The sequence below is a fragment of the Pedobacter sp. CFBP9032 genome (assembly GCF_034045265.1).
Classification (GTDB): domain Bacteria; phylum Bacteroidota; class Bacteroidia; order Sphingobacteriales; family Sphingobacteriaceae; genus Pedobacter.
Genome location: NZ_JAXCWE010000016.1, coordinates 62433 through 70409 on the forward strand (window position 1 = coordinate 62433; position 7977 = coordinate 70409).

The following is a 7977-nucleotide window of genomic DNA, read 5'->3' on the forward strand; positions in this document are numbered from 1 at the left end:
AATAGTATTGTTTTCTGTTGGTTGGTCGCTAACCGGAAATTAGATCAACAGGTTCATCTACCGAACTATTTTACGCTAATAACAATATCCCCACTATTACTTCCCACAGTTTTTACCCAAAGCACCTTGCTTTTCTTGTCGTAATACCAGCCTGCATCTTTATCTAACTTTTCTATACTTCCTATATCTTTTAATTGATTATTATTTTCTGTAATAGTAGCTGGTATGATACCTTTCTTCCAATGAATTTTCGCTAAGTATTGATGAGCTGTCGGTTTAAATGCACCAGCTGGTTTCGCTATTTTTAATACTAAACCACCATCACTTAATGATGAAGTAATTTTCGTAACAGCAAAATTTCCGGTCTTGTAATTTGAAGTAAGATTATCGTCTTCATAAAGATCGTAATTAGATTCACCATGTGGATAAACATCCAGTGTAATCACATCAACAGGTTTTTCGCCAGTGTAGATCATTTCAGGTTGCATGGGGATAATCGTTCCGGCCTTTACAAAAAGAGGAATCGTATCCAGTGGCGCCACCACATGGCGATAACTTTTACCTTCATATTCTTCACCCGTCCAGTAATTAAACCACAAGCCTTCCGGTAAATAAACCGAACGTGTAACAGCGCCTTTTGTTGTTACAGGTGCCACCATCAGGTGATCACCGAATAGATATTGATCGCCAATCTCATATACATTCTCATCATCCTGGTGGTTCAATACCAAAGCCCTCATCATGGGCAAACCAGTTTCGTATTGCTGGTGCATACTGGTGTAGAGGTATGGAAATAATCTGTAACGTAAAAGATCGTATTTCTTAAAATTTCTAAGCGCGTCTTCCCCATAATTCCAGGGCTCCTTATACCCGGGGTGATCCATGCCAAACACCAGGGCAATCGGACTAAACATGCCAAATTGCACCCAACGGATATACAATTCCGGATCTGCCTGATGCTCAAAACCACCCATGCAATGTGCCCAGGAGCCCACACCGGAGATACCCACATTTAAACCTGCTTTTATTACCGGCGCAAAATACTGCCATTCGCTTGGCCAGTCGCCGGCAAAAATATAGGGATAACGCTGAATGCCGGAGTAACCTTCCCGGGTTTGATTCAACCCTCTGAAACCATTAAACTTTTCAAATTCTAAAAATGGTGCCTTGGCATAAGCTATTGGAAAAAGATTGTGTAAACGTTCTGCTTGTTTTCCAGTCGGCCCCACCTTTTCACTTTCATTGGCTAAAGCCCCAAACGCACTTCCCTCGTCAGTTTTTAAGAATTTAGCACCCAATTTCGCCACACGCATTACACCGTTATCCCACCACCATTGCGTTGCTTTTTCGTCAAAGAAATTCACAAATTCTCCGGGTTTCCCGTTTTCCGGGTAAGTGTAACCTTTGGCGCGTGCCTGATCAAGTAGATTCAGCTTTTTTGCATTGTCAAACCGCGGACGAAGGTGCAAGCCAACCATTTTATAATTCATGGCATAAATGCTATCGAACATCCCTTTCGGATCTTTAAAAGTTTCCCTCCATTCAAACGAGGTAGCGCCTTTACCACCAATCTCGCCAAATAACCTCCAAGTAGAATCTAACCAAAGCAAGTCGACCGGAATACCCAAAGTTCTATATTTTCTGGCCAGTTCAACCACATATTGATCGGACGTTTTTTCTTCATGCCCCCAGGTGCCACCGCTATACGTACCTGCATGCAAACCTAAAGCAAACTGTGGCAACATTGGTGATTTGCCCGTAATGGAGGTGTATGAATTTAGAATAGCCGGAAAAGTTGGACCATACATGAAGTAATAATCCAATTCTCCATCTGCTGCCGTAAAACGATATTGGTCTTTATTGCTTGCGCCCATATCCCACGCTGTGGCGAAAGAATTATGAAAGAAAATACCATAACCCTTAGTGCTCATAAAAAATGGAACAGGGCAATAATTCGCTTCCAGGATATTGTAGGCGCCTATTGCATGAGGCAAACCCTTCCCACGCCCTACGTTTAAAGTTACTTTTTTAAATCGACGATCCATGAAATCCATCCGCTCACCAAAACCAAAAAAATGTTCATCAGCCTGAAGCTTTTTAGTTACCCCAACCTTTGTATTTTCTTTAGTAATGGAGCCATTGGTTTCAGAGGTAAGCAATTTCCCTTTTGAATTGAAAACATCAACTTTAAACGGTATCTTATTTATTTTAATAATCAGCCTGGCAGTGGTCAATATAAATTGATCTTTCTTTTCTTCCACCTTAGCCGTTACGTTTTGCCAGTCGTATTTAATCACCATCAGGTTTTCATTTGGCTCGAACTTTTTGGTCCAGCTGGTTCTGATTCTGAACATTTCTGGTGTGCATAAGTCAAGTTTTACCTCGCCTTCTGTAGTGGTAAACGAGATGGCATTACCCTGCCTTTTAAAACCAGACTTATAATCGCCAATGGTTTGAGAAAAAGCAGCCGATGACCATAACAGCAACACAAAAGCCAAAAATTTATTCAACATGATGATTTTATTTCAATTTATAAACTTCTGTTCCAGCAAGCAAAAAACAACCTAAACCATAATCTTCAAAATCGGGCATACTGGTGTAACTTACTGGTTGCCCATCTTTTGGTTCTTTTCCTGTTCCTTGTAGGTAACCTAAAAATCCGTTTTTATGAACAGCGTCTTTAGCCATGCCATTCCATGCTTTTATAATAACCGGAAGATAAGTGGCTTTATCTAAGATTCCCTGGTTTATGCCCCAGGCCATGCCATAAACGAACAAAGCCGTTCCGGATGTTTCCTTTCCGCCGAAATGATTGGGATCGTGCAAACTTACATTCCAGAATCCGTCAGCACGTTGCAAAGGCACCAAAGCTTTAATCATCTCCCGGTAAGTTTTCAGATATTCATCATAACCAACTGCATCTTTAGGCATGGTTTCCAATACACGAGCAAATGCAGCAACTACCCATCCGTTTCCACGCGACCAATAACAGTCTTCGCCATTTGGCTCCTTATAAGGGGGAACAAAATCTTTATCCCTCCACCAAAGGCCATCTTTAGCATTGTACAAACCTCCGCCTTCTACATTTTTGCTATGCAGGTACATTTTATACATGTAACTGTAATAAGTGGTATCATTATATACTTTTCCCAATTTCGCAAAAACAGGCATCGCCATTTGTAAAGCATCAATCCAGGTCCAGTCGCTCACTTTATTTGATAAAATCATCAGATCCATTGAGGCTTTGATATCTCTGATGCGTTCTGGCTTTTTATCAATATTATATAAATCAATATAAGTTTGTCCGCAAGCCTGATCATCGCCATTACGCGTTCTAACGCCATTTCTTAAACCCCACTGGTGTTTTTCACCCCATTGAACGGCATAATCATAATATTCCTTATCGGGATGAATCTGGTATAAACTCATCAGGCCTTCATAATAAACGGCCCTGGTCCAGATGTTACTCGGCCTTTCCCTATTGGTTATGATTGATTTCCCCGCATCCGGCCACTTGTTCATAAAATAGGCATTTGTGGATTTTAACACTTTCAATACCGCTTTCTTCTTTGGAAGTTTCTGAGCAAAAAGCACCTGCGAAAACAGGCTGATCGCTAAGGTAGAGCAGATTATAAATTTCTTCATTACAATGGTATGGTTAATATTTGCGTGTATTAATTCGTTTTTGGTTTTGGCTTTAATTCATCCGGACTATCTTTCGTAAAGGTATCGAACTGAAGTTTCGACGGACTTTCAAAGACATCTTTCACTGTACTAAAAGCCACATCGTATTCAGGATTAAAATTTTCTGACATCATGTATTGTGCTAAGCTATAGTAAAGCTGTTGCGCAGCTGGTGATTCATTCAGAGCCGGAGAAAGATTAGCACTGGAAACCAACAGCTTTCCTTTACCCACTTTAGCTTCTAAAACCAGGGCCAGTTTACGGTTTAAAAACCAGGTATCAATCGGTTGAATGATGGGTTTAAAGCCTTTTGGAAAATCTTCGAGATTCATGGTTTGCGCTTTATTTACAATTTCCCACCATTGCATATTGCTATGGCTTTCTGTAGGGAAGTTAGCGAGTGCCGGATTTTTCGGATCACAAAGAATTCCTAAAGTGTGCGGCGGACGCATTTTAAACCAGGAAGTATTCCAGAAAACGGGTAAAAATGTTTGCACCACTTCTTTTCCTTTTACCACCTTTCCTGCAGCGTTTAGAAACACATTCCCACCTTCATCCAGGATCTTTCTGGCCTGATCATCTAAGTTTTCGGTATAATAAAAATCTGCTTTAGCTTTCGGAAGTGTTGCAGGATAAACCCAGAAATTCCAATCGTTGGCAAATTCAGTTCCATTAATGGATACTTCTAAATTTAATTGGGTAGCCTTTTTAATCGGATTTAATGCAAAATGAATATCACCTATTTGAATACAATTGCCAATGGGCAAAGATTTTTGATCGAATGTCCCTTGTCCTAAAACCCCTCCCGCTGCGTCTTTAATGCGCCAAGAAATTGTTGCATTCGTTAATGGCGCCTGGCCAAAATGGGCCACTTCAACCGATGCATCAAGGCTTTCATTATTGGTGTATACAAATTTCGGAACCTTAAGCAATGGGACAGTGCTATTAGAAAACCGTTTAAATTCTTTTGCGGTGATGTAACCTTTTTCGTCCCAAAAAGCGTCTAAAACGCCAACCAGAGCAGTTCCCTGCCCGGGATAATCATTTAAGGAAAGTAGTTGAAAGCCATTATAATTTGGTGTTCTTAATGCTTTCTCAATTTCATTTTTATAACATAATGCCTGCAATTTGCCCGATGCCATTAAGAAATCTTTCGCCTGATCGGCCATATCATGATCAGCTAAGTCTTCCTGAAACATTTCGAAATTCCTGGCCCGGTAAACACCGGTATATTTTTTCATTTCCTCAAAATTTGGAAAAACGCAATACTGGCCCATTTCATGGGCTACAAAAGGAACGGTAAATTGTTCAATCTGCTTCGCATAGGTAGAGAAACTTTCTGGTTTTTTACCCCAATCTAAACCCCTTGCCCCTGCACGAACCATAAATTCGTTGTTTGGAATTACCGGCCAGCTACCGCCAACGGAGGCTCCGGTATAAAGTCTTCTGGAATCTTTTGCCTTCCAATAATTATTAAATTTGGTTAAATATTCTACTTGTCTGCCCCGAGGCTCATTGCCATAAGCCATCATACAGAAGGAAGCATAATTACCATAGTTTTTAGTCATGCGATTGGTTTCGTCATAAATAAACTGATCAATAGGTTTGCCATCACCAATAGATGACCCATGATTCGCCCAACTTGGTCCTTCTGGTTGAAGATAGAACCCTGTTAAATCTGCTGCAATAAAAGCAGCTTCTGGCGGGCACCAGGAATGGAAACGCATGTGATTCAATCCGTGTGCCTTGGAAATTTTAAAAATTCTCTCCCATGCGGCAACATCCATAGCCGGATAGCCCGTTAAGGGAAACTCACAATTATTCACCGTTCCGCGCAAAAATACCCGGCGACCGTTAATTTCAAAACTTCTGCCAACAGCTTTAAACTCACGCATCCCAAACTGAACTTGTTTTTCGTCTTTTCTTCCATCCTTTGCTGATAAAACAGCTGTTAGACGATACAGTGCAGGATCAAATTCATCCCACATGGCGATTTTATCACCCATAGGCAAATCGATTTCCAAAACACCGGATCCATTTTTTATTTCATAAGGAACAGTTATCGGCCTCACCTGGATACTATTTTTTGTATTAAAGCTTTTGGCTGATATGGTGATTTTTCCCGCTGAAGACAGATTCGCATCAGCCTTCAATTCGATTTTTATCTTCGCCGACTTTCTTTTTAAATCAGGATATACCTGAATGTCTTCAAAATAAACCGGTGAACCCGCCTGAAGAAACATTTTACCAACTACTCCATTCCAGTTGCCCTGGGTATGATCGGTTAAACTATGCGAATCCTGACCAACATTAATGGCCTTAATCCGATTATCAATAAGAAGTGTGATGGTATGTTTTCCGGGTTTGAGGTTTTTGGGCAATTCAAAATGCTGCGCCACAACGAAGGTAAATTGCGTACCGATTTCTATATCATCAATCCAAACACGTGTTTCTGAATGTGGATATTCTAAAGATAGCACTACACGCTCACCTTTCCAGCTGGCAGGGATTTCCAAATCTTTTTGATACCAAGCCGCACCAGTATAATGTTTAGCGGGAGTTAACCAAAACGGGATCTTCAGGTTTCCAGGCTTGCGGTATTTTTCTAACCGTGGGTGAAAAAAGTATGAGCTATCATAGATACTACCTGTCCATTTTGTTTTTAAAGTGATGTCATCACCTTTTAGATTTTCAGCCATAGAACCAGGTAAATTAATGGTTTCTGGCAAAGCCGATGAATACCATTTTGCCTGAATACCTTCATCATTGGCATCAATTTTAAATCTCCATTTACCTTTCAGGGAAATAGTTTGGGCAAAGGAAGTGGTAGAAAAAATAGCAAGAAGACAAAGTGATGAAACTATCCACCTGGTAAATGATAATATTTTTATATACATATTTTTAAACGAATTGAATGCTAAGGCACTCTTAATATTTGGTTAAAGCCACTATTATAAGCTTAAAAATATACTTAGGCAACCTGTAGTGTCCTGCAAAAAGGAAATCGATTGCCTAAAATCGTTTAGATTAGGTTTATAGCTACTGTAAAATATTTGCGACGGTAGAGAATCGAAGTTGCAGATAACTGTATTTATTTTTAAAATTTACCAGATCGTCATGCTGAATTTAGTTCAGCACCTATCTTGCTAAAATCTTGAGTCAAGTTAAAAATGACAACGATAGACGAACCCTGCTATGGCCACCATGCATCCTGGCCAAGGAAATGATGGAAAAAGAAACGCTCCATCTATTGCATTTCTATCTAGCTAAGCCTATTTTGACTCGTTGGTATGACACCAATTAAATAGATTAATTTCAACTGTAATTGTTTAAATAGTGTTCCCGCAGATTCAAAGGATTTCCGCAGAGGCGAATAGTTAAAATCCGCGATGATCAATGTAATCTGCGGGAACCAGCCTTTATGCTTACACATTAGAAAATTAACTGATTAGTGAGACAAAATTTTGGCTGGTTGGTATGACACCAACCAGTACATCAATGGCAACTGTAATTATTTAAATAGTGTTCCCTCAGATTCAAAGGATTTCCGCAAAGGCGAATAGTAAAAATCTGCGATGATCACTGTAATCTGCGGGAACCAGCCTTAATAACTATAATTAGACAATTAACTGATTAATGAGATAAAATTAGGCTGGTTGGCGTGACACCAAACAGTAGATCAATGGGTTACAAAGAACTCCTCCAACTATCGCATTTCCATCCAGCTAAGCCTAAGCAATGTATCTTCGTTCTACTTAAATCGGCCTAACAAATTTTTGGGTACATAATGACCGGGCCAAAGCACTAACTTTAATACAAAAATTTTCAGCCGACAGTTTTGTTTCTTTTGCTGCCAAAAGAAAAAAGCCCGTCTGGCTAAGACAAGAAAAGTGATCTCATTTTAGAATATGTTTACATCATTAAAAGTATCTGTAATGGTTGGTGAGCCATTAATTATGGAATTAACATAAAATTTTGGCTGGTTGGCGCAACAACAACCAGTAGATTAATGGCAACTGTAATTGTTTAAATAGTGTTCCCGCAGATTCAAAGGATTTCCGCAGAGGCGATAGTAAAAATCCGCAATGATCACTTAAATCTGCGGGAACCAGCCTTCATGCTTACAAATTAGATAATTAATTGATTAATGAGACAAAATTAGGCTGGTTGGTGTGACATAGATCAATAAGTTTAAAAGAACTCCTCCAACTATCGCATTTCCATCCAGCTAAGCCTAAGCAATGTATCTTCGTTCTACTTAAATCGGCCTAACAAATTTTTGGGTACATAATG

Annotated in this window: 3 protein-coding genes; all 3 read right to left on the reverse strand. The window is 39.7% G+C overall.

Annotated features, from left to right (window positions below; all coding sequences use genetic code 11):
• Positions 1–65 precede the first annotated feature (65 nt).
• The 3 genes from SOM16_RS21475 to SOM16_RS21485 are packed head-to-tail and all read right to left on the reverse strand — an operon-like array spanning position 66 to position 6581.
• Positions 66–2513 carry a glycoside hydrolase family 31 protein gene (locus SOM16_RS21475; RefSeq protein WP_320466052.1) on the reverse strand — a complete coding sequence of 816 codons (2448 nt, stop codon included), beginning with the start codon at positions 2511–2513 and terminating at the stop codon, positions 66–68.
• Between the two features lie 7 nt (positions 2514–2520).
• Positions 2521–3645, reverse strand: coding sequence for a glycoside hydrolase family 88 protein (locus SOM16_RS21480; protein WP_320466053.1), 1125 nt, complete (start codon positions 3643–3645; stop codon positions 2521–2523).
• A 29-nt stretch (positions 3646–3674) separates the two neighbouring features.
• Positions 3675–6581 carry an exo-beta-1,4-galactosidase gene (locus SOM16_RS21485; RefSeq protein WP_320466054.1) on the reverse strand — a complete coding sequence of 969 codons (2907 nt, stop codon included), beginning with the start codon at positions 6579–6581 and terminating at the stop codon, positions 3675–3677.
• Between the last annotated feature and the right edge of the window lie 1396 nt (positions 6582–7977).

Coding starts and splice junctions, on each gene's coding strand:
- SOM16_RS21475 (WP_320466052.1), bottom strand. CDS start 2,513: ATGTTGAATAAATTTTTGGCTTTTGTGTTGCTGTTATGGTCATCGGCT.
- SOM16_RS21480 (WP_320466053.1), bottom strand. CDS start 3,645: ATGAAGAAATTTATAATCTGCTCTACCTTAGCGATCAGCCTGTTTTCG.
- SOM16_RS21485 (WP_320466054.1), bottom strand. CDS start 6,581: ATGTATATAAAAATATTATCATTTACCAGGTGGATAGTTTCATCACTT.